A 23,305-nucleotide genomic window follows, 5' to 3' on the forward strand; every position below is an offset into this window, starting at 1 on the left:
GAAAAAAGGCCCGAAAGGCCACAAAGGGCGCGACGATACGCGCCTTGATCCCCCATGTGCCTGTCTGATGTAGATCAAAGGCACATGGGATATATCCATTTAAATGGCGCGAGACATAGATATGACCGAGCTGAACACCGTGACCGAAGCAAAAGCCAAACCCGTCCCCACCCTGCCCGATGCCGCCAAGGTTCTCGAGGTGAAACACTGGAACGACCGGTTGTTTTCCTTCAAGGTCGAACGCCCCGCGAGCCTGCGCTTCCGGTCCGGCGAATTCGTGATGATCGGCCTGATGGGCGATGAAAACCCGAAAACCGGCAAGGCCAAGCCGCTTCTGCGCGCCTATTCGATCGCCTCGCCAAGCTGGGAAGAGCATCTCGAGTTCTATTCGATCAAGGTGCAGGACGGCCCGCTGACGTCGCGTCTTCAGCATATTCAGCCCGGCGACGAGATCATCCTGCGCCCGAAACCGGTGGGCACGCTGGTGGTCGATGCGCTTCTGCCCGGCAAGCGGCTCTGGTTCTTTGCCACCGGCACCGGCATCGCGCCCTTTGCCTCGCTGATGCGTGAGCCGGAGGTCTATGAGAAATATGACGAGGTGATCCTGATGCACACCTGCCGTCAGGTCTCCGAACTGGAATACGGCCGGCAATTGGTCGAGCACATCAAGTCCGACGAGATCCTCTCGGAGATCGAAGACGGCAAGCTGCGCTATTACCCGACCACCACCCGCGAGGAGTTTCACCACATGGGCCGGGTCACCGACAATCTGGCCTCCGGCAAGGTGTTCGAGGATCTGGGCATCCCGCCAATGAACCCCGAAACCGACCGTGGCATGGTCTGCGGCAACCTGGCGTTCAACAAGGACATCATGAAAATTCTCGACGGGTTCGGGTTGCGCGAGGGCGCCAATTCCGAACCGAAGGAATATGTGGTGGAAAAAGCCTTCGTCGACTGAACGACGCCTTTCCGCGAGATTGAAAAGCCCCGCCACCGGCGGGGTTTTCTATGCCCCGGGCTAAACCGCTTTATCTAGAAGCGAGAAAGAGCCCGATGTGGACGTGCAGAACTTCGCGCATCCGCCCGGAACAGCCACGAAGTGGCCCGGGCGTGCGCCGGACCGTCCCGGCGGTCAGGCGCATTTGTCATCCCCGTGCAGTGGATTGATCTTTATCGGATTTGGCTGAAATAAAGCGCCGACCACCGAGAGAAGATGCGCCAGCCCACGGTCCGGCGCACGCCCTCATGTCAGACAAATCGCCAATGTCCGCTTCGTCCGCAAAACTACCTTGGATACGCGTCTCTAAAGACACAGAAAAGCCGCGCGGGGCATACCTCGCGCGGCTCAATTTCCGAAAACTGCTCGCTCGATACTCAGCGATGAATCACAGACCGATCAGGGTCCGGGCTTTCTCGAGGATGGAGCCGAGGATTTCCGGATTGTTCGCGGCCTGGGTCATGCCGGTGACGATGGTGGTTTTCGCGGTCTCGGAGAGCGGCGAAGCGTTGATCACCTCGGTGGCTTTCTCGAGATCGAACCCGTCGACCGTCAACACTTCGGCAGCGGTGGCGAGATCGAAAGACGGCGCGGCATCGGCGGCGGCATCCGTTGCCGTCTCAGCGGTCTCGGCAGCCATGTCCGTCGCGGCCTCGGTGGCCTCGGTGGCGGTGTCGGCTGCGGTCTCGGCGGCGTCGGTGGCGGCTTCGACAGCATCGCCCGCGGCCTCGGCGGCCACGTCGGTCGCGGCCTCGGCAGTTTCAGAGGCGGTCTCCGTCGCAGCTTCAACGGCGTCGGAGGCCATGTCTGCAGCCGCGTCGGTGGCCGCTTGCGCAGCTTCGGTCGCAGCGTCGGCGGCATCGGTGGCCGCTTCAACGGCGGCTTCGGCCGCATCGGACGCGGCTTCGACAGCGCCTTCACCGGCGGCAGCGGCGGCATCAGTGGCGGCCTCAACCGCATCGGAAGCGGCGTCTGCGGCGGCCTCGGCAGCTTCCGTGGCGGTCTCGACAGCACTGTCCGCCATGTCGCTCGCCGCTTCGGCGGCCTCGGAGGCGGTTTCGCTTACGGCCTCTTTCGCGGCATCCATGGCGCCGGTGGCAGCATCCGTTGCCTGCTCCACCACGGAGCCGGTGGACTCGGTCGTGGTCTCTGCGGCTTTTTCCTCTTCCTTACAGGCGGCCAGAGAAAGCGCCAGGCTGGTCATCAGAGCGCCGGTCAAAAAACGTTTGGTCATTTTGTAGTCCTCACCAGATACTTAGGAAGTCTCAGCTTCCCGATGTCGCGCATATGACACGGGTCATACAGGAAGAAAAGGGGCCGTCGGAGCGGTTTTTCCCCATCCGCTCCTCCTGTGCGGGATGTCGCCGAAACCGGCTTGAAAACCGGGGCGTTTCGCCCTATTTTCCCGCAACACAAATGCAACCACAGACAGGAGCTTCCCATAGCCCGCAGACCGCATAACGCCCCGCCGACTCGTGACACCGGACCGCGCACCAACGAACGTATTCGCGCCCCCGAGATCCGACTGATCGGCGCAGAGGGCGAAAACGTAGGTGTCGTGACACCCTCCCGTGCCCTTGATATGGCGATTGAAGCCGGGCTCGATCTGGTCGAGATTTCCCCGAATGCCACGCCGCCGGTCTGCAAGATCATGGATTATGGCAAGTTCAAATACGAACAGCAAAAGCGTGAATCCGAAGCCCGCAAGAAACAGAAGATCATCGAGATCAAGGAAGTCAAATTCCGCCCCGGCACCGATGTGCACGATTATCAGGTCAAGATGCGCAATGTCGTCAAATTCCTCGAGAATGGCGACAAGGTGAAAGTGACCCTGCGCTTCCGCGGTCGCGAAATGGCGCACCAGGATCTGGGCCGTCAGCTTCTCGAACGCGTGGCCGAGGACACCAAGGAGATCGGCAAGGTCGAGAACATGCCGAAGATGGAAGGCCGTCAGATGATCATGATGATCGGGCCGCTGCCCTCGAAAGGCTGATTGGCGCAAGGCCAGAACAGATTTTGAACCCCGGATGCCCGCATCCGGGGTTTTGTTTTGTCCTGCGGACGAAACGATGAGCCCATTGGGGACATTCGAGCGATGAGCGCCTGCGCGGGCCCGCGGGTGAGCGCCGAGCCTTCAGAGGTCATCACTTTATACTTTCCAAATCCGTGAAACTTCAATGCGTTGTGCGCGGTTGGCAATGCGCTCGCCCGCTGGGACGGGCCAGCGCAGGCGCGGCGGCTTCGCCTCGTCCCGCGCCAGATGCACTTCGTTCGGACGCCCGCTAAGTCCCGCAAAACTGACCTTGCCTCGCCCTACCCGGCCGCACCTGCCGCCAGCAGGAGCACCAGCACCTGCGGCGCGAGGATGCGCAGGAACATCACCAGCGGGTAGACCGAGACATAGGCCATCGACGCTGCACCCGTCTTGCTCATCGACACGGCGAAGGCCAGCGCCGGCGGATCGGTCATCGAGCCCGCGAGCACGCCACAGAGGCTCAGGTAGTTGAACCTGCCAAAGACCCGCGCCAGCGCGCCGACGACGACAAGCGGCAAGAGCGTGATCAGGATGCCGTAGCCCATCCAGCTCAACCCGTCGCCGTCGAGCAGCGTCTCGAAAAACCGGTCGCCGGCGACGATGCCCACCACGGCCAGGAACAGCACGATACCGAACTCGCGCAGCGCATGGTTGGCCGTCGGCGGCATGTACCAGGTGAACGGTCCCCAATGGCCGATGCGACCGAGAATGATCGCCGCCATCAGCGGCCCGCCCGCCAGCCCGAGTTTCAAGGGCGCCGGCAGGCCCGGCACGGCCAGCGGGATCGAGCCCAAAAGGACACCGAGCGCTATGCCGAAGAACAGCGCCGGGAATTGCACCTCCTGCAGGCGCGCATTCTCATTGCCCAGCTGCCCGGCCACGGTGGCGATATCCTCCTTGGCCCCCACCACGGTGACGATATCGCCGAAGGCCAGCGTCGAGCCGGCCTGGGCCGGCAATTCCACCCCGGCGCGGTTGATCCGCGACACGGTCACCCCGTGGCCTTCGAGAATGGCCAGTTCGCGCAGGCTCTTGCCCAGCACCTTCTCCTTGGTCACCACGAGGCGTTGCCAGGTCAGTTTGGTGCCCTTGGTCGAGATCGGCGCGTCGATCTCCTTGCCGAGGATCAGCTTCATCGCGTGCAGCTTCTCCTTCGGCCCGACCAGATGCAGGCAATCGCCGACATGCAGCACGACGTCGCGCGACGGCACCACCAGCTCCTCGCCGGTTTTCATCCGCGAGGCGACCACCCCCTGATCGAAGAGATCGGGCACCTCGCCCAAGGTGATCCCGTCGAGATTGGTGTTGGTCACCATCACATCCATCACCGGCAGCGCGCCCTCGCCGCTGCGGGTCTCGGCCTCATAGGCCGCTTCTTCGCGCTCGACCACGATGCCGAAGAGAAAGCGGATGAGGAACATCGAGGCCAGAATGCCGAGAATGCCGAACGGATAGGCCATGGCGTAGCCCATGCCGGAAATCGCCACCTCAGACCCCGGATAGCCCGCATCGCCCAACACCTGTTGCGCCGCGCCGAGGCCCGGCGTGTTGGTCACGGCCCCCGACATCACGCCGACCAGCACCGGCAGGGGCAGATCCGCCACCGCATAGATCCCCAGCGTCACCGCCACCCCGCCGAGCACGATGCCGATGGCGGCGATATTGAACCGGAGCCCGGATTTGGCAAAGGAGGCAAAAAAGCTCGGCCCGACCTGAATCCCGATCGTGTAGACAAAGAGGATCAGCCCGAGCTCGCGCACGAAATGCATCACCTCACCGTCGAATTCGATGCCGAGGCGCGCGGCGATATGGCCGACCAGAATGCCGGAGAACAGAACCCCGCCAATGCCCAGCCCGATTTTTCTGATTTGCAGTTTGCCGAGCAAAAGACCGAAGGCACCGGCAAGCGTCAGCGCTAATGTGGTGACAGCGATATCGGAAAGCGGGAGGGAGACAGTCATGATGGTCACTTTCTGTGCGGAAGGGCCCCGGAAACCGGTCGGGATTTCAATGGAAGGCGCGCGGCGACACTGCGCCCGACCGGGGCAACTGTAAGTGATATGTGTCAAATTTCTGCGAATGCATATCAGCCTTGCAAGGGGAAAGATCTAGTCCCGCTCCGATTTTCCGCTCAACAACCCGCCGACACCGAGATCGGCCAGATCGTCATCGGAAATGCTCACACCGCAGAACAGCCGCTCCAGCACCCAATCCGTGCCGTTGCCCTCCGGTTCGGCGGCGCATTTCGGCAGACCGAGAACCGGCACCGCGCCAAGCCCGCCTGCGAACATGCGTGCCCCGGGATCGACCGGGAGGCCGAACCGGGTGATCACCCCGCCGGCGCGTTTGAGCGCGGCGGGCGCGACATCGCCCCGATCGACCGTCTCCCGCGCCGTCAGGATCAGCACCGCCTCGCCGCTGGCCGACAGAAGCGCCTCGGCCAGCGCGCCTTCGCGATGCGCCACGACAAGGCTTTCGGTGAGGCGGATCCCCATCCGCGCCAGACGCGCCCGGATCACCGGTTCACCATGAACCTGAGACGTGTCGCCTCCCTCGACGGTCTGGATCAGGGTCACGCGCTCGGCGATCACCGGACGCAGCCGCATCATGTCCTCGCCCTCCTCGATCACCTGCGAGATCGCATAGCGGCGCACCGCCAGCGGCACGATCCGCAGGCTCGCCACCAGATCGCCGGCCCGAACAAAGTGAAACTGTGGCAGGGTGATGATGGCGATCCCCTCATCCACGCGGTTCATTCGCGTCACCCCGTAAGTGTCGATGCCGAGCACACCGGCACAGACCGCCCGGAAATCGATCCGCCCGCCGGCCGCGCCGCTGATCCGGAGATTGGCATCGCTTGCATGCGGGACCAGCACCTCGGCAATGCGTTTGGCGGCCTCGTTGGCGACAACATCGTGCAGATCGAGCGCGACCACATCGAGCTCGCGCAGCCCGGCCATGGTCAGCGCCGCGATCTCGGACGGACCGATCGGCCGGCCGGCAGAGAACCGCACGCCCGTCTTGAGCGTGATGTCGCGCGCCAGAACTGTGCCTTTCGCCGCGTGCAGCGGTCTGGTCTCGAAAATCATCCGGGCCTCACGTCCGAAAGCTCCCCCACAGGAGGAGTGTAACGCCGCTGCCCCCGCTGTCTACGATATGTTGCTGGCATTTCTCACGCATTTCCGGCCTTGACCGCCGCGCGTCTTCCCCGCAACAGGATCGCGATCCGCACGCGTCAGGGTGTGTCAGGGTGTGTCAGGGTGTGCCAGGAAACGCCAAGGTGAACCTGTGAGCGCCGGGGCCGGATGGGCAAAAAAAGGCGTCGTAGGAGAAACGCAAACCCTACGACGCCAGTATGGTATTCTGCCCACGCACAAAAGGCAGGATACGTCGCGGACGATCGGAAGGAGAGTCCGCGGGAGGAATGCAATGCCCCAAGTCTGACTGCTGACTGGCGGAGCACTGCGCTCGAGATAGGGATAGGTCAGCGAGTCGGTAAAAACCTTGATCTCGATCAACCGGGTATTTCGCTCGGATATTGACCACGCCTCAGGCCCGGAAAAGCGCCGTATTTCCGGCATGGAATCGGCAGAATTCACGCTGAAAACACTCCGAATTCCACGGAAATTTCAAAATTAACCCTCAGAGAAGGTTCAATTTTTCGAAATTATCGCCATTTTTGAAAAACTCGCGCCAGATTGTCGCAGGCTCCCAAATGTCCGGCGCCGCGGGGGCAAAAGATTTCAGACGATTTTCGGCCCGCAAAATCCCCATCCGGTCGGCGGCCTGCATCGGCCCGCCGTGAAAGCGCGGGAACCCTTTCGCCAGCATCATCACCACGTCGATCTCGTCCGGGCGTTCGACGATCCCGGCTTGCAGCAACCGCGCCCCGGCATTGGCCTCTGCGAGGATGATCCGGTCGACAATGTCCTGATCGCTGACCGTGATGGCAGCGACGCCGCCTTGCTGGCGCAGATCAGCCAGGATCGCTTCGGCCGCTTCATCGCTGCCCTGTGTCTCATCGACGTAGTCGTAGAACCCCTGCCCCGCGGCCTTGCCGCGCCGGCCCTCGCCGGCCAGGAACTGCGCCACCGCGCCGGTCATATTGTCGAGACCGAGCGCATCCATGACCTCGCAGGGGCCGACCGGAAAGCCATAGTCGCGCATCACCCGATCGATCCGCGCCGGCCGCGCGCCCATCAGCAAAAGCACGTCAACCGCCGACCAGGCGGCCTCCTGTACCACATTGGCAACCAGACCGTCGCGGGCGCGCACCACCACCGGGATCTTGCCGAGTTCCCGCACAAAACCATGCGCCGTCGCGACGGCCTCGGGCGTCACCCCGGAAGGCCGCGCCAGTTCGATCACCCGGATCGCCTGCGATGGCATGAAGACATGCAGACCCAGGAAACGCTCCGGATGGGCCAGCGCCTGCGCCAGCCCGGCAAAGCCACGATCGGCGACGGTGGCCAGAACCGCATCCTGCGCCATGAACTCCTCGACCCGGGCGAGCATCCGCCCCCGCGCCTCGACGGTGCCACCGGTGGCATCGAGCACAAGCTGCACATCCGTGAGCACGCCGAGCTTCTGCCCGGCGGAAAAGGCCGCGAGACGCGCGGCGCGGATCTCCTCGGTCATCTGGCCTTGCTGCACGGCGCGGGTATAGGCATTGGCGATACGCTGTTCCGCATGGACGAGTTGATCCGGGTCGGCCCCGATCATCCGCACCTCAATGCCGTGATCCAGAGCCGAGAGCGCCACACCCAGCGCCAGCGAGCCGGCACCAATGAGGCCGATCGCCTCGATCTCTTGCGGTTCGGCGCCCTCGCCATGGCGCAGACGCGCAACGCGCTCCTCGGCCAGAAAAGCATGGCGCAGCGCCTGCGCGTCCTCGGTTGCGAAACTGTCCTCTCTCGCAATGTCTTCGCGTTGCACGCCGGCCTCGAAAGGCAGCATCAGGGCGGCCTCGACACAGTCGATGATCCGCCCGGGCGCCGCGATGCGCACGTTGCGGATCGCCTCGCGACGGCTGTTGATCTCCTGCAGGAACCCCGCGCCGTCGGCAATGCCGGTCATGACATCGCGGCTCGGACGCGGCCCACGGCCCTCCGTGACACAGCGATGGGCAAAGGCGATGGCCGCCTCGCCGGCGCGATTGGCGGCCAAGGTATCGACCAGCCCGAGCTTTTCCGCCTGTGGCCCGGCCAAGGTCCGGCCGGAGAGCAGGATCTCGAGCGCCGGTCGCGCCCCGATCAGCCGCGGCAGCCGCTGGGTCACGCCACCGGTCGGCACCAGGCCGAAGGTGACCTCTGGTGCGCCCAGATGCGCGCTGCGCCCCATGACGCGATAATGCGCGGCAAGTGCGAGCGCCAGACCGGCCTCGAGCGTGATGCCGTGCAGCGAGGCGACCACCGGTTTGCTGCAGCGTTCGATCCGGTCGCAGAGCATGTTGAGAGACGGGTCTTTTTCAACCCCGACAAGGGCTTGCGGCGCAAAACCGGTACAAAACGAAGGCCCGTCCCCCATCAGAACGATGGCCTTGATCTCCTCGGAACTGTCGGCATGCTCGATCGCCTCGAGCAATGCGCGACGCATCTCCAGACCGAGCTGATTGCCGGGGCGATGCGACAGGCGCAACAGGGCGACCTCGCCATCGCGACCGATCACGACCTGTGGCGCCCCGGCCCGTGCCCCGGCGCCATTTTGCCCCTGTTCCGTCCCGCTGTTGCTCTGCTCACGCATCTTCCGTTCAAGCATCCTCTGCTCGCGCCCACGCGCCCATATGCCCTCTGGCGCCCCTGCGGCTCCCCCGCTTCGTCACCTCGGCCCCACGCCCGGACAGCTTCACCGCAAAGGTCGCGTTACCCACAGGTTATCCAGAGGTTTTCCACATAATGGAGGAGAGGCTAGCCCTCTGGCAAGACAGGATTTTCCGCGAAGGCGCATCTTTCCATGGCAAAACATCGCCACACCCGGCGCGCAGGCCTGCTTTCAACTCAGATGAAGGGGCTTGACGGCACGGGGGTGGCACGGGGGGCACGGGCAGCACGGGCGACGCCCCGCTCCCTGCCCGCCTTACGGCTTGCCCGGATAGAGCTCATCGGCGGTGCCTTGTTCCAGCTCGGCTTCCAGCTTCACGAGATCTTCCGGCAAGGGCAGACCCAGCGCCGAAAGCTCCGAGAGCTTCTCGCGCAGGCTCTCCTGCAGCACATGACGATCATCGGGCCGTGCCGCGATCTCATCGAGGATCATATACACCTGTGCTTTCAGCGCTTCGAATGCCATGGCGCCGTTCCTTCCTGTCTGCAATGGGAAGTCCGCGTCTCAGAGGATCTCAGACCGGCATATTGTCCCACATGTCATCCGCATCATCGTCGTCACCGGCCTCCGGACGCACATATTTCGCCTCCGCCGTCTCCAGCTTCTGATGCAGCTTGTCTTTCAAGGCATTGGCGGTGTCTTCATCCGCCACGATCTCATCGACGATCTTGTCGATTTCCTGATCCGTCTTGGTCGATTTGCTCATGGTCTTCCTCCCAGGATGTCTGCCCTTGCCGCCACACGCCGTTGCAATACAGGCGGCGGGCAGGGCCGATAGCCGATCATGGATGATCAATGTGACTTGCCGGTGCGCGCCGCACAATCGCGACACATCGGGGTGTAGGGTAGCACATCGAGCCGTTCCGCGCTGATTTCTTCGCCACAACGGGCGCAATATCCGTATTCGCCCTCGTCAATGCGCGCCAAAGCGGCATTTATCATGACGATTTCGGCTTTTCCGGAGGCGCCCATGCCTTCGAGCACCTCATCGGCTTCGCGTTCGGTGGCCAACTCTTCCCAGTCTTTCGACTGATGCGCATCCAGTTCGGCGTCAATCTCGGTCAACCGCTCGGTCAGCTCCGCCTTGCGGTCCAACAATTGCGCGCGTCTTGTTTCAAGATTAATCATCTGCGCCCCTCCAGGTCTCACCATTGATGGGGTCATCATAGCACAGTCCCCTCGACATGAGAGCTTGACCCGAAAGGTCAGGTTTGGCCTTGATTCACATCAATGGGGCTGTGCAAGGATCGCAGGGGCACCCGAATCCGTCAGCGGGCGAACCGCCTCGGTCATTCCAGAGGCGGCAAGTCGCCCATGGCCGGGAAATCGCCGAGATCCGGCAGATCACCGATGTCGGGCAAATCGCCCATTGCCGGCATGTCCCCGATGTCAGGCAGATCACCCATTGGCGGCAGATCACCAATATCGGGGAGATCGCCCGCGTGATCCGTTCCGTCGGAAAGCGCAGGCAGGTCCTGCCCCATGCCGAGCGCGCCGCCCATGGTCTCCATGGTCCCAATGGCGCCCAAGCCCGCCATGCCGTCAAACGGCGCGGCGACACCGTCGAGCGGTTCGTCCTCTTCGCCGTTGAGCACGACACAGACCGCGCGTTTGCCGTTGATCTGACCGAGGCGGGCGCGGCTCACCAGATGGTCATCGGCGCGCAATTCGACACGCGAAAGCGCCTCGCGCGGGATCGGGATCATCATCCCCTCCTGTAGCCCGGTGACATCGGCAAGCGACAGGTTGACCCGGTGCAACACCGTGTCGAGCCGGGCTTCGGATTTGAGAATGACATCCTGAAAGCTGCTGCCGAAATCGCCATCTTCGGCCTGCGCATCGGCCGGCCTGGCGCTCTCATAGGGAAAGACAAAGAGGATTTCGCCCGTGCGGCCCTGCCGTCCGAGGCTCACCTGAACGCGGTAGAGCCGATAGGGCACATCATCAAAGGCGATGGCGATGGAACGCGGCTCGCGCAGCTGGGCGGCAACGTGAAACCCAGAGACCGCGGGCGGGTCCTGAACCTCGGCGACATGCATCTCGAACAGCCGCAGCACCCGGTTGGAAAACTCGGTGCACATGACGGAATCGGTGGCGGTGGGCGCACGCTCCTCGGGCGGCAGGTTCAACACCTTGCCGGCGGTCTGCTGTTCCACCACGGAGGCCACGGTGTTCTTGTCGAGAACCGCCAGACCATAGCCATTGTCCGGCCCCTCCAGAAGCGACAGCAGCGCAAATTCCGGCACCTGCCCGGGCAGTTTGGAAATCGCACTTTTCTCTTCGGTGACGTCGGTGACCTGCAACACCAGCCCGAGCACATCCTCGGCCGCCTTGGCGGCCGCAATGCGCAGCGCCTTGGCCGGCGACATCGGCTGCACATCCGGCGGCGGGCGGCCCACCCCGGCTTTGCGGCGCATCGCGGAAATGATATCGGCGTCGGACATGGTGTCGATCGGGTCTCAACTCGCGCTCAGATCTGGCGCACGGGAACGGGTTTCACTCCCGATCCGTTGTCTCTGCTCAAAGTAAACAAAGTGTTGATTTGCAGCGGCTTGCCTCGAATTTTCGAAAGATTTATCGATCCGACGGGACCTTTCGCCCTCGCCGCCCCGTCAGTCGCGCGCCCGCACCCGCGGCAATTCGAGCCGAAAGGCCGCTCCACCCTGCCCCGGCAGATAGGCAATCGTCCCGCCCAGATTGGTCATGATCTCGCGACAGATGGCAAGGCCAAGCCCGGCGCCACCGGCCCGGGCCTGATCGGTGAGGCGCGAGAATTTCTCGAAAATCACGTTCTGCTTGTCCTTGGGGATGCCCGAGCCATTGTCGATGAAATCGATCTGAAGCCGGTCGCCCTCGATCCGCCGGGCGGAGATTTTCAGCCTGGGCGCCTCGGCGTCGCAATATTTGCGGGTATTGGCGATCAGGTTGATGAAGACCTGCGCCAGGCGGTCGGTGTCGGTCTCGATGGCGATATGCTCGCTCAGCGCGTTGCGCCGGATCGTGAGACCATGGCCGTTCACCGCATCGGAACTGGCATTCACCGCCCGCTCGATCACGTCGTGCAGATTGCCGCGCGTCCAGTTCAGGCTCACCTGACCGTTTTCCAGCACCGAAAGATCCAGAAGGTCGTCCAGCAGCCGGGTCAGCCGCTGCGCCTCGTCATGAATGATCGAGGAAAAGCGCTGACAGCTCTCCGGCTCCATCTCGCCCTTCTGCCCCTGTTCGCGCAGGATCTCGGAAAAGGCGCGGATCGAGGTCATCGGCGTTCTGAGCTCATGGCTGATCTGCGACAGGAAGGCGTCCTTCTGGATCGACAGCGCGGTGAGCTTCTCATTGGCCTCGCGAAGCTGGCGGGCGGTGCGGGCAAGCTCCTCGGATTTCAACTCGAGCTGGCTTGAGTATTCCATCATCTGCGCGGTCTCGTCGGCCACCGCCATCAGATCCTCGACCGAAACGAGCACACCGCCGACGATCTGGCCCAGCATGGCATGCGCCGTGGCCGCGCCGACGGACCCCGCCAGTTCGCGTTCCAGCCGCTCGATGAAATCCGGTGTGGTATCGGGCAGATAGCCCTGTTTGCCCTGGGCCGTGGCCTCTGCCTGAAACAGGGTCTGTGCCTCGCTCGGCCCCAGGATGCGCTGCGCCATCACCAGAAGGTCCTCGGCCTCGGCAAAACTGTGCGACCAGCCGCGGGTCGAGCCGGTATGCTCGAACACATTGACGAATTGCGCCCCCTGCAACCGCTCGACCGGGCGCGGGAAGGACATCAGCGAGCCGAGGATGAACACCACGGTGTTGAGCGCCAGCGACCAGCACACCGCATGCACCACCGGATCGACCCCGGTGACGCCAAACAGCGCCTGCGGCCTGAGCAGCGCCAGCCCGAACGGCCCTTGCTCCATCAGCATGGGCGTGAAACCGGCCGCCGCGCCGAAAGACGGCAGGAACATCGTATATGCCCAGAAGATGAACCCCACGACCACGCCAAGAATGGCCCCGACCCTTGTGGCCCCGCGCCAGAAAATGCCGCCCAGCATGGCCGGCAGCACCTGCGCCACACCGGTGAACGAGATCATGCCGATCGAGGCAAGCGCCTCCGACCCGCCGGAAAAGTGGAAATACAGATAGCCGAGCGCCAGCACGCCGAAGATCGACAGACGCCGGGCATAGAGCACGACCCGGCGCACATCGCCCGAGACGGTGGCGCCACCCCTGCGCGAGCTGAGCCAGATCGGCATGACGATATGGTTCGACACCATGGTCGAGAGCGCGATCGCCGCCACGATCACCATCGAGGTGGCCGAGGAAAACCCGCCGAGAAACGACAGGGTCGAAAGCGCCCGCTGATCGAAATGCTGCGGCAGGGTGAGCACGAACATATCCGGATTGGCGCCTTCGGGCAGCACCTCGAGCCCGATCACCGCGATCGGGATGACAAAGAGCGACATGCCGAAGAGATAGAGCGGAAAGGCCCAGCCTGCGGTAAACAGATAGGACTCGTCGGAGTTCTCCACGACGATCACCTGAAACATCCGCGGCAGGGTCAGAAGCGCTGCGCCTGAGAGCATGGTGAGCGTGATCCAACGGGTGCCCATGATCGAATGCTGGGTCACCGGCGAGGCATCGATCCGCGTCATCAGATCGCCGACCCCGTCGGCTACGCCCCAGACCACGAACAGCCCGACCGCGACCAGCGCCATGAATTTCACCACCGCCTCGAGCGCGATGGCGGTGACCACGCCGTGGTGGCGCTCGTTGGCGTCGAGATTGCGAGTGCCGAACAGCGCGGTGAAAATCGCCAGCCCGACGGCGACCCAGACCGCGGTGCGGTCGAGATTGGGCAGCACGGCACCGCTCGGATCATTCTGGCCAAAGACCGCGAACGAGAGGGCAACAGATTGAAGTTGCAGCGCAATATAAGGCGTGGTGCCGATCACCGCCAAGAGCGTCACCAAGACCCCCAAGGTGGTCGACTTGCCATAGCGCGAAGAGATCAGATCGGCCACAGAGGTGATCCGCTGGGTCCGTCCGATCCGGACAAGCTTGCGCAGAATCCACCACCAGCCGATCATCACCAGCGAAGGCCCGAGATAGATCGTCACGAATTCGAGCCCCGAGCGCACGGCATAGCCAACCGCGCCGTAAAAGGTCCAGGCGGTGCAATAGATCGACAGCGACAGCGTGTAGATCAACGGCGAGCGCAGCCAGCCGAGCCGCCCACTCTCGGCGCGTTTCTCGGCCCAGAACGCCACGACGAACAAAAGCGTCGCATAGGCCAGACAGGCCAGAACCAGGAGGTTGAACGGCAGCATCAGCGCGGCTCCCGTTCAAAGCCTGGCGCGGCGGACGGCCTCGCGGCGCCGTCGGTCGGGCCATCCAGCGGATCTTCGACCAGCCCTTCGGCGGCGCCGCTGCCTGTGGGACCTTCGGCCCGGCTCAGCCGAAACGCCAGCCAGGCGGCAAGGATCACCCCCAGCGCCCAGACCAGAAACACATGTAGGAAAGCCCGCGCCCCGGCGCCAACCGGCTGATCTGTACCCTCCCCGCCCCACAAAAGCGGCAGCATCCACAGGGCAAGGAGCAGAAACGGCAGCAAGCGCAACGCATCGATCAACCGGCGCCGCCGGTAAGAGGCGCGCGCGAGATAGAGCGGGCCGCGCTGATCAGCCATTGCGATCAACCATGGCGCTCACCCCACACCTCACCCATCCCGTTGACCGGCCAGCCCCCGCACCACATCGAGCATCTCGGTGTTGGAAAAGGGCTTGGTCATGAAATGCGACACGCCGGCGGCCTCGGCCATCTCGCGGTCCTTTTTCTGGCCGCGGGCGGTGAGCATCAACACCGGACGGGTGGCGTGCTCTTCCATGGCCCGCAGCTCGCGCAGGATCTCGAAACCGGATTTGTTGGGGAGCATCACGTCGAGGATGATCACATCGGGCAGCTTGCGGCTCACCGCCGCGACCGCCGTCGCCCCATCGGCATGGGTTTCCACCACCCAGCCGTCGCGCGACAGGATAAAGCGGATCGCCTCGATGATGTTCGGCTCATCTTCGATCAACAGCACGCGCTGACCCATGGCTTCCTGTTCTCCCCCTCTGCGTGACGCACCTTATGGCGTTTTGAGCGCTCTGTGTCAAAATTTTGTGAGGGCGGGGTCGCAGCGCGGCGTGGCGCAGGGTCGCTTTGCGGACGGAGTGGACATTGACCTTTTGGGCGCGGGACGAGGCGAAGCCGCCGCGCCTGCGCCTGCCCGTCCCGGCGGGCTGGCGCATTGTCATCCCCGAGCAAGAGATTGAGCTTTCACGGATTTGATCGGGATAAAGCGCAGACCTCATGCGTCTTGGCGCCACCCCACGGGCAGGCTTGTCACGGCTCGCGATGCACTTAGGTGAACGTGCACATCGGACTCATTTCTGAATGTTCCCAAGACCCTCCTCTGCCCCCGGACAGCCCAGCAAATCTCTCCTCACCCCTCCTCCGGCGCCTCGATCACCATCGAGGGTTCGCGCCGTGCCGGGCAATCGATACGGGCGCAGACCCGGCAGGAGGTGCCGATCCCCTGCACTTCTTCCTCGCGCACGGAGATCTCCAAACCATCGAGCGGCATGAACAGCATCGTCGCCTCGACCACCTCCGGCGCTTCGAAACTCGCCGGGCGCACCGGCTGACTGATCGCATAGGTGAGATAGCGGCGCGGCGGCTGGCTATGTTGCTCGACCACGCGCTTGACCGGCACCAGCGGCCTCAGAAGCGCCTGATAGAGCGGCCAGAGCGGACAGGCGGCACCGAAACGCGGCGGCGCAAACCCGTCGAGAGGCTTGCGATAGGTCAACGCCCCGGAGCCGTCGCAGATCGCCAACCCCATCGGCGGGCGCGTGTCCGAGGCCGGCAGGCTGGCGAGACGGCGCATGGCGGCGGCCAGCTCCACCCCCATGGCCTGGGCCAGCGCCGCCGGATCGGGACCGTGGCGGGCGATGATCGCCTCCACCATCGCCTGCGGCATCTTCTCGGCCTCGGCCCGGGCCCGCAGCAGCCATTTGCGCGCCAGCTGTCGTGCCGCCGCCGTACGCAAGCCCCCCTCGCCCTGCAAATCCGGCATGGCACCGCGCTCCAGCTCCGGCAGCACGAAATCCCGGGCCGAGAGCCAGGCCTCGACCTCTTCGAGCGGCGAGGCCAGCGTGTCCTCCGACTTACCCACGGTGTCGAGATAGCTCACCAGGGCCTGCGAGCCATCGGCAAGGCGCTGGCTGTCCTCATAAAGGTTGCGGTGAAACCGCGCCTGCCAGTCGCGGTCGATCTCGCCGGCATTGTTGAGAATGCCGGCCGTGGAGCGGATCGCCGTCACGGTGGAGAGCACCTCGTGCAGCGAGTCCGAGAGAAAGGGGTCATGGGCGAGACGGTCATTCAGCGCCTCGACGCGGCGCTCCAGCGCGATGATCCGGTCGCGTTGCGCCACCACCAGCGCCGCCCAGCCCGGGAAACGCCCGGCGAATTCCTCGATCTGGCCGGTCTCCGGCTCCGGCGCCGACTTGCCGCGCCCGGCATGGCTCTTGGGCGTGTTGCTGGCCGCGTCCTGCAGCCCCTCCATCAGCGGCACTTCCGCGCCTTCGGTCAGCCCAACCGGCTCGACCCCCAGGGCGCGGGCCAGATCGACCAGCAATTTGCCGCCGATTCTGCGGCGATTGTGCTCGATCAGGTTCAGATAAGCCGGAGAAATCCCCACGGTCCGGGCCAAGTCGGCCTGTTTCAGGCCTTCCAAAAGGCGCCTTTCACGAATTCTCGTGCCTGTTAACGCTGATCGCGGCATAATACCCCTAGCCTCTCTTCGCCCCTGAGAGATGAATTCTTTCATCTTCTCAATAGCTTTCCGCAGGCGCAAAGATATCATTTCTGCAGGTGCGGGAAAATAATTTTACATTGTATGCAGTTGCATTGTGTAATCATTAACAAAAAAATCGTTAAGATAAAAGCACTTGTTGAAGCATTTTCGGCACACCCCCAATAATACGGATATTCTGTTTACAACCGGTTCCGCCGGAGAACAGGATCTGCGCCAAACCCGTTTTTCGGGGCCCGGGTTTCGGGGAGGAAATCCGGGCAGGCCCCAGACGGTTTACGCGCAGCACATCCACCAGGGAGGAATTTCAATGTCCAAATTCGATCTGACGCGCCGCGGTGTGTTGAAAACCGGTGCCATCACGGGCGCCGGCCTTGCCTTGCCGACCATTTTCACCAGTGGGGCTTCGGCCTTTACCAATGAGCCGATGGGCGGCACCGTGACCCTCGGATTCAACGTGCCGCAATCCGGCGCCTATGCCGATGAGGGCGCCGACGAGCTGCGTGCCTACCAGCTCGCGGTCGAGCACCTGAACGGCGAAGGTGACGGCGGCATGCTCAACACCTTCAGCTCGAAAGTGCTCGAAGGCAACGGCATCCTCGGCAAGAAGGTGCAATATGTCACCGGCGACACCCAGACCAAATCCGACGCCGCCCGCGCCTCTGCCAAATCGATGATCGAGAAAGACGGCGCCATCATGATCACCGGCGGCTCCAGCTCCGGCGTGGCGATCGCCGTGCAGGGTCTGTGCCAGGAAGCCGGCGTGATCTTCATGGCCGGTCTGACGCACTCGAACGACACCACCGGCAAAGACAAGAAAGCCAACGGTTTCCGTCACTTCTTCAACGCTTACATGTCCGGTGCGGCGCTCGCCCCGGTGCTCAAGAACCTCTATGGCGATGACCGCAAGGCCTATCACCTGACCGCCGACTATTCCTGGGGCTGGACCCAGGAAGAGAGCATCGCAGCCGCCACCGAGGCGCTGGGTTGGGAGACCGTCGCCAAGGTCCGCACGCCCTTGGGCGCGGGCGACTTCTCGTCCTACATCACCCCGGTTCTGCAGACGGATGCCGATGTGCTGGTTCTGAACCACTACGGCGGCGACATGGTGAACTCGCTGACCAACGCGGTGCAGTTCGGCCTGCGCGACAAGATGGTCAACGGCAAGAAGTTCGAAATCATCGTGCCGCTGTTCTCGCGTCTGATGGCGAAAGGTGCCGGCGAGAACATCAAGGGCATCCATGGGTCCACCAACTGGCACTGGTCGCTGACCGATGAGGGCTCGCAGGCTTTCGTGAAGTCCTTTGGCACCAAATACGGCTTCCCGCCGTCGCAGGCGGCCCACACCGTCTATTGCCAGACCCTGCTCTATGCGGACGCCGTGGCCCGTGCCGGCTCCTTCAACCCCTGCGCTGTGGCCGAAGCCCTCGAAGGTTTCGAGTTCGACGGTCTGGGCAACGGCAAGACGCTCTACCGCGCCGATGACCACCAGTGCTTCAAAGACGTTCTGGTTGTGCGCGGGAAAGAGAACCCGACCTCCGAGTATGACCTTCTCGAAGTTGTCGAAGTCACCCCGGCCGCTCAGGTCACCTATGCTCCGGATCACCCGATGTTCGCGGGCGGTGCTCTGGGCCAGTGTAACGCCGGGTAAGACCCCACGCACCGGGGCGCCCATTTCGGCGCGCCCCGCAAGGCAAGACCCGCGGGGGCTCAGAACCGCAAAGCGGCAGCCCCCGCACCCTCCGAAAGCCGGACGGCCGGGCGCGTATCAAAGCGCGTCCGGTCCTGCCTCCCCCGCCATGGCGACATGCGCGGGCCGGTGGGACGCTGTCCAAGACCAACCTCAAACAGGTGGGGATCATGGAAACCATCCTTCTGCAATTGCTCAACGGGCTGGACAAGGGCTCGGCCTATGCGCTGATCGCGCTGGGTCTGACGCTGATTTTCGGCACGCTCGGCGTGGTCAATTTCGCCCATGGCGCGATCTTCATGATCGGTGCCTTCTGCGCCGTGACCTTGTCGCGCCTTCTTTCGCTGTCTTTCGAGACGATCGATCCGACCAAGGTCGACTTCCTCGGCAACCCGGCCAAGATCAAGACCCCCTATGTCGAAGCCTGGTTCGGCCATGATTTCGGTGGCGCGCTGATCGATTGGGCGGTGCCTCTGGCGATCCTGTTCTCGATCCCGATCATGATCGCGGTGGGCTTTGCCATGGAACGCGGGCTGATCAAGCATTTCTACAAGCGCCCGCATGCCGATCAGATCCTGGTGACCTTCGGTCTGGCCATCGTGCTGCAGGAAATCATCAAGTATTTCTACGGCGCCAACCCGATCTCCACCCCCGCCCCCGATGCGTTCAAGGGCTCGTTCGATTTCGGCGCCATGCTCGGCTTTGACCCGAACATGATCATCTACCCCTACTGGCGTCTGATCTATTTCGGCTTTGCCGCCGTGGTGATCGGGGCCGTGTTCAGCTTTTTACAATTCACCACATTCGGCATGGTGGTGCGCGCCGGCATGGCCGATCGCGAGACCGTCGGGCTCCTGGGCATCAACATCGACCGCCGTTTCACCATCATGTTCGGCCTCGCCGCCGCCGTCGCCGGTGTCGCGGGCGTGATGTACGCGCCGATCCTCTCGCCCAATTATCACATGGGCATGGACTTCCTGGTGCTGTCCTTCGTCGTGGTCGTGGTCGGCGGCATGGGCTCTCTGCCCGGCGCCGTCGCCGCAGGCTTCTTGCTCGGCATTCTCGAGAGCTTTGCCTCGATGAACGAAATCAAGGCGATCATCCCCGGCATCGACCAGATCATCATCTATGTCGTCGCCATCATCATCCTGTTGACCCGTCCGCGCGGTCTGATGGGCCGAAAAGGCGTGATGGAGGACTAACACCATGTTCGGACTGAATAAAAAAGACACAACCTTCCTGTTGATCGTGATCGCGCTGACCCTGTTCACGCCGATCCTCATGCAACCTTTCGCCGAAGGATCGGGGCTTGCCCAGTTCAACGGCGGCTATCCGGACCTGATGCAGAAAGTCGCGATTTTCGGCATTTTCGCGGTCGGGTTCAACATCCTCTTCGGCCTCACGGGATACCTGTCCTTCGGTCACGCGGCCTTTCTCGGCATCGGCTCCTACGCTGCGGTGTGGATGTTCAAGCTGCTGACGATGAACGTCATTCCGGCCATCTTGCTGGCCATGGTGGTCTCCGGCATCTTCGCCGCCGCCATCGGTTACGTATCCTTGCGCCGCTCGGGGATCTATTTCTCCATCCTGACGCTGGCCTTTGCGCAGATGTGCTACAAGATGGCCTATTCCGTGCTCACGCCGCTGACCAACGGTGAGACCGGCCTGCAACTGTCGCTCGATGATCCCCGCGTTCTCGACGGCGCGAGCGAGGGCCATTCCCTGCCGGTGACCAATATCTTCGGCCTGCCGATGAATGCCTCCTACAAGCTCGAAGCTCTGGGCCATGTCTTCACCTTCAATGTCGGCTTCTACTTCTCGGCCGTGATCGCGATCATTGCCTTCTATGTCGCCATCCGCCTGTTCCGCTCGCCCTTCGGGATGATGCTCCGGGCGGTGAAATCGAACCAGCAGCGCATGACCTACACCGGGCTCGATCCGAAACCCTACACGCTGGCGGCCTTCGTCATCTCCGGCATGTATGCCGGGCTTGCGGGCGGGCTTCTGGCGGCGATGGACCCGCTGGCGGGCGCCGACCGCATGCTCTGGACCGCCTCTGGCGAGGTGGTGATCATGACCATCCTGGGTGGCGCAGGCACGCTGATGGGGCCGGTTCTCGGCGCTGGCGTGATCAAATACCTCGAGAATATCTTCTCGAAGATCAACGAGGGCGTGCTGCATCAATGGTTCTCCTTCCTGCCCGACGGGCTCGAGGATCTGGTGATCTGGATCTTTGCCCGGTTCACCGGCGAAGGCTGGCACCTGACCCTTGGCGTGACCTTCATGCTGGTCGTGACCTTCCTGCCCGGCGGGTTGATCGAAGGGCTCAAGCGGCTGAACAAACGGATCAAGGGCGGTTCGAAGAAGCGTGACAAATACGACGATCCCGATCCCGAACACCGCCCCGAACCCGGCAAACATGTGGCGTAAGGAGACAGAATAATGGGTATTCTTGAAGTCAAAGGCGTCGGCAAACGGTTCGGCGGTCTGCAGGCCCTGGGCGATGTGAACCTCTCGATCGAGGAAAACACCGTCCACGCCATCATCGGCCCGAATGGTGCCGGCAAATCCACGCTGCTCAATTGTCTCGTGGGTAAGCTCATCCCCGATGAGGGCTCCGTCACCTTCGCCGGCACCTCGGTTCTGGGCCGCAAACCGCATGAGATCAATCAGCTCGGTATTTCCCGGGTGTTCCAGACGCCGGAGATCTTTGCCGATCTCACCGTCATGGAGAACATGATGATCCCGTGTTTCGCCAAGCGCGACGGCGCCTTCCGGATGCATGCGATCGAGAACATGGAACACGAGGCGGAGCTGATCGCGAAAGCGGAAAAGATGCTCTCCGATGTCGGTATGCTCGAGAAAAAGGACATGATCGGATCGGCCATGTCGCGCGGCGACAAGCGCCGGCTCGAAATCGCCATGTGTCTGGTGCAGGAGCCGAAGCTGCTTCTCTTGGACGAACCGACCGCCGGCATGGCGCGGGCCGACACCAACAACACCATCGCGCTCTTGAAAGAGATCAAGGAGACGCGTGACATCACCATCGCCATCATCGAGCACGATATGCATGTGGTGTTCTCGCTCGCGGACCGGATCACGGTGCTGGCGCAAGGCACGCCGCTCGTGGAGGACACGCCCGACAATATCAAGGGCAATCCCAAGGTCAAAGAAGCCTATCTGGGCGAGACCCAGCAGGTCTAAGGGAGGCAGATATGAACCAGACCACACTCGCAAAGACGCCGGAAGGCTTCAACCCGAACGCCAATCACGCCCAGACCGCGCCGGCCTTCTTTTCCGCCTGGGACATCCATGCCTATTACGGCGAGAGCTATATCGTGCAGGGGGTGACCTTCAACATCCACGAGGGCGAAATCCTCGCCCTTCTCGGGCGCAACGGGGCCGGCAAGACCTCAACGCTGCGCGCTCTGGCCCGTCTCGACAGTCCGCAGCTCACCCATGGCGAGGTCTGGCTCGATCACGAGCATCTGCATGACAAGACCTCTTACGAGGCCGCCGTCAAAGGCATCGCGCTGGTGCCCGAGGATCGCCGGATCATTCCCGGGCTCACAGTGGAGGAAAACCTGCAACTGGCGCAGATCGTCGAACCCGTCGGCTGGTCGCTCGATCGTCTCTATGATCTCTTCCCGCGGCTCAGAGAACGCCGCAAGCAGGAGGGCGTGACGCTCTCGGGCGGCGAACAGCAGATGCTCGCCATCGCTCGGGCGCTGGCCCGCGACATCAAGGTGCTTTTGCTCGACGAACCCTATGAGGGCCTCGCCCCGGTGATCGTCGACGAAATCGAGAAGACGCTGAGGATCATCAAGGAACAGGGCATCACCACGGTTCTGGTCGAACAGAACGCGGTGCGCGCGCTCAACCTCGCGGATCGCGCGGTGATCCTCGACACCGGTCGCGTGGTCTATGATGGTAGTGCTAAAGAAGTACTTGAGAACGAAGCGCTCAGAGCCGAATATCTCGCCATCTGACATCCGCCCCTGCCCCGGTTGCCCTCAGGCGCACCCCGTGGCGGGGGCTGCCCGTGCCTTATGGTGCGGGCATACGCATTCTGGGAGGAGCCATCATGACTGAAGAAAAGACCTACGCCCCGAGCCAAGCGTTCGCAGAGAACGCGCTGATTTCCGCCGAACGGTACGAAGAGATGTACGCGCGTTCGGTTTCTGATCCGGTGTCATTCTGGGCGGAACAGGGGAAGATTCTCGACTGGATGGAGCCCTACACGCAGGTGAAGAAGACCTGTTTCGATTTCGGCCGCGTCGACATCAAATGGTACGAGGACGGGGTTCTCAATGTCTCCGCCAACTGTATCGACCGCCATCTGGCGAAGCGCTCTTTGCAGACCGCGATCATTTTCGAGCCCGACGATCCGGAGGCCGAGGCCCAGCACATCACCTACAAGGAGCTCTCCGACAAGGTGAACCGCATGGCCAACGTGCTCCTGTCTCAGGGCGTGATGCGCGGCGACCGCGTCGTCATCTACCTGCCGATGATCCCCGAGGCCGCCTATGCCATGCTGGCCTGTGCCCGGATCGGTGCGATCCATTCGATCGTCTTCGCCGGCTTCTCGCCGGACGCGCTGGCCAACCGCATCAACGACTGTGGCGCCAAGCTGGTCATCACCTCGGACACAGCACCCCGCGGCGGTCGTCGCACGCCTCTGAAGGCCAACACCGACGCCGCTCTGCTGCACTGTTCCGACAAGGTGCGCTGCCTCGTGGTCAAGCACACCGGTGACCAGATCACCTGGATCCAGGGCCGCGACGTCGATGTCAAATACCTGATGGAACACGCCAGCCCGGATTGCCCACCGCGGCCGATGAATGCCGAGGACCCGCTGTTCATCCTCTATACCTCCGGCTCCACCGGCAAACCCAAGGGCGTGGTGCACAGCTCCGGCGGTTA

Annotated in this window: 20 protein-coding genes; 8 read left to right on the plus strand and 12 right to left on the minus strand. The window is 63.0% G+C overall.

The window, feature by feature from the left end; genetic code table 11:
- The first annotated feature begins 121 nt into the window (after positions 1-121).
- A complete protein-coding gene (locus tag BM151_RS06050) occupies positions 122-958 on the plus strand; it encodes a ferredoxin--NADP reductase (protein ID WP_090058942.1) in 837 nt (278 codons plus the stop codon).
- Between the two features lie 427 nt (positions 959-1,385).
- On the opposite strand, the gene BM151_RS06055 is transcribed toward BM151_RS06050, so the two are convergent.
- Entirely contained in the window at positions 1,386-2,231 is an 846-nt protein-coding gene (locus tag BM151_RS06055) for a hypothetical protein (protein WP_090058945.1), read from the minus strand.
- 117 nt (positions 2,232-2,348) lie between these two features.
- On the opposite strand from BM151_RS06055, the gene infC reads away from it, so the two are divergent.
- Positions 2,349-2,990 (plus strand): translation initiation factor IF-3, encoded by a 642-nt coding sequence (gene infC / locus BM151_RS06060; protein WP_425429531.1) that lies wholly within the window; start codon positions 2,349-2,351, stop codon positions 2,988-2,990.
- A gap of 320 nt (positions 2,991-3,310) precedes the next feature.
- On the opposite strand, the gene BM151_RS06065 is transcribed toward infC, so the two are convergent.
- The 11 genes from BM151_RS06065 to BM151_RS06115 form a co-directional block, all read right to left on the minus strand.
- Positions 3,311-4,993 carry a putative transporter gene (locus BM151_RS06065; protein ID WP_090058947.1) on the minus strand — a complete coding sequence of 561 codons (1,683 nt, stop codon included), beginning with the start codon at positions 4,991-4,993 and terminating at the stop codon, positions 3,311-3,313.
- Between the two features lie 147 nt (positions 4,994-5,140).
- Positions 5,141-6,121 (minus strand): molybdopterin-binding domain-containing protein, encoded by a 981-nt coding sequence (locus BM151_RS06070; protein WP_090058951.1) that lies wholly within the window; start codon positions 6,119-6,121, stop codon positions 5,141-5,143.
- Positions 6,122-6,674: 553 nt separating this feature from the next.
- Positions 6,675-8,789 (minus strand): 3-hydroxyacyl-CoA dehydrogenase NAD-binding domain-containing protein, encoded by a 2,115-nt coding sequence (locus tag BM151_RS06075; protein WP_090058954.1) that lies wholly within the window; start codon positions 8,787-8,789, stop codon positions 6,675-6,677.
- Positions 8,790-9,107: 318 nt separating this feature from the next.
- Positions 9,108-9,317, minus strand: a complete 210-nt coding sequence (locus BM151_RS06080) for a hypothetical protein (RefSeq protein WP_090058956.1) — start codon at positions 9,315-9,317, stop codon at positions 9,108-9,110.
- Positions 9,318-9,366: 49 nt separating this feature from the next.
- Positions 9,367-9,558: a hypothetical protein gene (locus tag BM151_RS06085; protein ID WP_090058959.1), complete on the minus strand. Its 192-nt coding sequence runs from the start codon at positions 9,556-9,558 to the stop codon at positions 9,367-9,369.
- Between the two features lie 86 nt (positions 9,559-9,644).
- Complete coding sequence (locus BM151_RS06090; RefSeq protein WP_090058962.1) at positions 9,645-9,980, minus strand: TraR/DksA family transcriptional regulator; 336 nt, start codon at positions 9,978-9,980, stop codon at positions 9,645-9,647.
- Between the two features lie 161 nt (positions 9,981-10,141).
- Entirely contained in the window at positions 10,142-11,296 is a 1,155-nt protein-coding gene (locus tag BM151_RS06095) for a flagellar motor switch protein FliM (protein ID WP_090058965.1), read from the minus strand.
- Between the two features lie 168 nt (positions 11,297-11,464).
- A complete protein-coding gene (locus tag BM151_RS06100; RefSeq protein WP_090058969.1) occupies positions 11,465-14,164 on the minus strand; it encodes an ATP-binding protein in 2,700 nt (899 codons plus the stop codon).
- Positions 14,164-14,523, minus strand: a complete 360-nt coding sequence (locus tag BM151_RS21805) for a hypothetical protein (RefSeq protein ID WP_245781109.1) — start codon at positions 14,521-14,523, stop codon at positions 14,164-14,166. Before BM151_RS21805 ends, BM151_RS06100 begins: the two co-directional genes overlap by 1 nt.
- 30 nt (positions 14,524-14,553) lie before the next feature.
- Entirely contained in the window at positions 14,554-14,931 is a 378-nt protein-coding gene (locus tag BM151_RS06110) for a response regulator transcription factor (RefSeq protein ID WP_090058971.1), read from the minus strand.
- 390 nt (positions 14,932-15,321) lie between these two features.
- A complete protein-coding gene (locus BM151_RS06115) occupies positions 15,322-16,707 on the minus strand; it encodes a helix-turn-helix domain-containing protein (protein ID WP_342714546.1) in 1,386 nt (461 codons plus the stop codon).
- A gap of 295 nt (positions 16,708-17,002) precedes the next feature.
- Here BM151_RS06115 and BM151_RS06120 point away from each other — a divergent pair, with 295 nt between their 5' ends.
- From BM151_RS06120 to BM151_RS06145, 6 genes are all read left to right on the plus strand, one after another.
- On the plus strand, positions 17,003-18,343 hold the full coding sequence (locus tag BM151_RS06120) for a substrate-binding protein (protein WP_090058978.1): 1,341 nt from the start codon (positions 17,003-17,005) through the stop codon (positions 18,341-18,343).
- 209 nt (positions 18,344-18,552) lie between these two features.
- Complete coding sequence (locus BM151_RS06125; RefSeq protein ID WP_090058979.1) at positions 18,553-19,584, plus strand: branched-chain amino acid ABC transporter permease; 1,032 nt, start codon at positions 18,553-18,555, stop codon at positions 19,582-19,584.
- A 4-nt stretch (positions 19,585-19,588) separates the two neighbouring features.
- Positions 19,589-20,812 carry a branched-chain amino acid ABC transporter permease gene (locus BM151_RS06130; protein ID WP_090058982.1) on the plus strand — a complete coding sequence of 408 codons (1,224 nt, stop codon included), beginning with the start codon at positions 19,589-19,591 and terminating at the stop codon, positions 20,810-20,812.
- Positions 20,813-20,824: 12 nt separating this feature from the next.
- The gene (locus tag BM151_RS06135) at positions 20,825-21,586 is read left to right on the plus strand and encodes an ABC transporter ATP-binding protein (RefSeq protein ID WP_090058984.1); all 762 of its coding nucleotides are present in this window, start codon (positions 20,825-20,827) and stop codon (positions 21,584-21,586) included.
- Between the two features lie 11 nt (positions 21,587-21,597).
- Positions 21,598-22,371 (plus strand): ABC transporter ATP-binding protein, encoded by a 774-nt coding sequence (locus BM151_RS06140; RefSeq protein ID WP_090058987.1) that lies wholly within the window; start codon positions 21,598-21,600, stop codon positions 22,369-22,371.
- Positions 22,372-22,466: 95 nt separating this feature from the next.
- Positions 22,467-23,305: AMP-binding protein (locus BM151_RS06145; protein ID WP_143093051.1), on the plus strand; the 839-nt coding region annotated here is incomplete at its 3' end.

The sequence above is a fragment of the Celeribacter neptunius genome (genome assembly GCF_900113955.1).
Taxonomy (GTDB): domain Bacteria; phylum Pseudomonadota; class Alphaproteobacteria; order Rhodobacterales; family Rhodobacteraceae; genus Celeribacter; species Celeribacter neptunius.